The sequence below is a fragment of the Pseudomonas sp. HMWF006 genome, from assembly GCF_003061205.1.
Lineage (GTDB): Bacteria > Pseudomonadota > Gammaproteobacteria > Pseudomonadales > Pseudomonadaceae > Aquipseudomonas > Aquipseudomonas monsensis.
In genome coordinates, this window is record NZ_QAIU01000647.1 from 2,812 (window position 1) to 4,903 (window position 2,092).

General features: G+C 58.9%; 2 protein-coding genes and 2 pseudogenes. 2 read left to right on the forward strand and 2 right to left on the reverse strand.

The window, feature by feature from the left end:
- Nucleotides 1–326: pseudogene (locus DBR24_RS34480) on the reverse strand (two-component sensor histidine kinase); the annotation flags it as partial.
- The gene (locus DBR24_RS29865) at nucleotides 304–987 is read right to left on the reverse strand and encodes a response regulator transcription factor (RefSeq protein WP_042559723.1); all 684 of its coding nucleotides are present in this window, start codon (nucleotides 985–987) and stop codon (nucleotides 304–306) included. The pseudogene DBR24_RS34480 and the gene DBR24_RS29865, both read right to left, overlap by 23 nt.
- 165 nt (nucleotides 988–1,152) lie before the next feature.
- Between DBR24_RS29865 and DBR24_RS29870 the strand changes: the two genes are divergently transcribed.
- The gene (locus DBR24_RS29870; protein ID WP_123462572.1) at nucleotides 1,153–1,488 is read left to right on the forward strand and encodes a hypothetical protein; all 336 of its coding nucleotides are present in this window, start codon (nucleotides 1,153–1,155) and stop codon (nucleotides 1,486–1,488) included.
- A 192-nt stretch (nucleotides 1,489–1,680) separates the two neighbouring features.
- A pseudogene (locus DBR24_RS29875) lies at nucleotides 1,681–2,092 on the forward strand (hypothetical protein); the annotation flags it as partial.

The window sequence follows — 2,092 nt, forward strand, 5'->3', positions numbered from 1 at the left end:
TCCAGCGGCAGGCCTTCGGGGATCCGTTGCAGTGCGCCACCGAGGTAGGTGCCTTCGGCATCGAACAGGCCATAGGCGTCGATGCCGCGGATGTCGAAGGTCATGCTCGCGGCGAGGGCTTCTTCCAGTTGCTCGCCACGAAAGTGCGAAAACAGGTGCTGACGCTGCATCAGCGAATGTTTGGCGAGGTTGTCGAGGTAGCCGGACACCTCGAAATACATGACCCCCATGAGGATCGCGCTCCATGCCACAAACAGCGAACTGTACAGCGCCAGCAAACGGCTGCTGGAGGAGCGCCAGCCGTCAGACGGGTTCGGCAATGACATAACCCGAGCCCCGTACCGTGCGGATCAGCGGAACGTTGCCGGCCGCGTCGATTTTCTTGCGCAGACGGCCGATGTGTACGTCGATCAGGTTGGTGCCCGGGTCGAAGTGATAACCCCAGACCTCTTCGAAAATCATCATGCGCGAAAGGATCTGGCCGCTGTTGCGCATCAGGAATTCCAGCAGTTTGTATTCGGTCGGCAACAGCGTCAGGACTTGTTCGGCGCGACGCGCTTCGTGGCTGATCAAGTCCAGCTGCAGATCCGCGACCTGCAAGGTCGTCGCCTGGGTGGCGCCGCTGTTCTGCCGGCGCAACAACACTTCGACCCGCGCCGCCATCTCGTCGGTGGCGAACGGTTTGGTCAGGTAGTCATCGCCACCGGCACGCAGGCCGCGCACGCGCTCGTCGACATCGGACAGGGCGCTGATCATCAGGATCGGCGTGGCCACGCCCATGGTGCGCAGGGTGGTGACGATGGCCAGGCCATCCAGTTCGGGCAACATGCGGTCGAGAGTGATCAGGTCGTAATTGCCGCTCACCGCCCGGTCGAGGCCTTCGCGGCCATTGTCGACCCAGTCGACGTCGAGCCCGTGGCTGCTCAATTCGGCGACGATTTCCCGGGCGGTCACGGCGTCGTCTTCGATGGTCAAAATACGCGTCATAGGGCTGGCCTTGATCGGTTCAACGGAATGGCTGCATTTTGCCAAGAAATTTCCGTGACGCTTTAAATTAACTTTCATGTTGTAGCTGCCATTGAGCGGGCTTGGGGAAATATTTTCCTGAACGTTGATATCATCTGGCCACAATCTCAATAAGGAGTGGTTTCGGTGCGTACGTTGATTCGCCGTGGCTGGATGCCAATAACCGGGTTGGTGCTGACGCTGTTGAGTGCTTCGGCGATCGCCGCCAATACCCCTTGTTCCGGGAAGAAGGGCGGAATTGATCGTTGCGACGGCGACCTGTTCCTGTGCAATGACGGCTCTATCAGCGGCTCGAAGAAAAGCTGTGCCGCCCTGTTCGGCGAACGCCAGCAGGCGCGCCCGCAAAACTTTCTCCAGAGCGACGATGGCTGTGCCTGCGGCACAGGCTCGTTTTGCACGGGGCCGCGCGGAGGCGTGTATTGCCTGACGCCCAGTGGTAACAAAAGCTACAAGCGCAAATAACGTGCCTCGCCGCCAATGCATAAAACCCGCTGTTCTCGGGCATTTGTTGCAAGTTGCATGGTCCGGGGAAGTTCATTTTTTATAACTGATTGAAACCAAAGGATTTATTTAATTTCTGCGACTGGCACGGTCACTGCAATTCGTCTGATGACGAGTTGTAACACTATTTTTCATGCCTGGAGCGGTACAACAATGAATAGATCCTCAGATGGGTTTTATCCTGCTTACGAAGACTCGAGCAGCGTGTCAGGCGTTTCCTGGGGCGCGATTTTCGCCGGTGCGGCGGCTGCCGCTGCACTGTCGATGATTCTCGTGCTGCTCGGTTTCGGTTTGGGTTTCTCTGCCGTTTCACCGTGGGCCGGAGAGGGCATCAGCGCCAAGGGCCTGGGCATTTCCACGATTGTCTGGCTGGCGGCGACGCAAATCATCGCTTCGGGCATGGGGGGTTACATCGCCGGTCGTCTGCGGGTGAAGTGGGCGAACATGCACGGTGACGAAGTGTATTTCCGCGACACCGCCCACGGTTTCCTCGCCTGGTGTGTGGCCACGCTCGTTACCGCAGTGCTGGTGGTGGGCTCGGTCAGCAGCGTGATCAGTGGTGGCG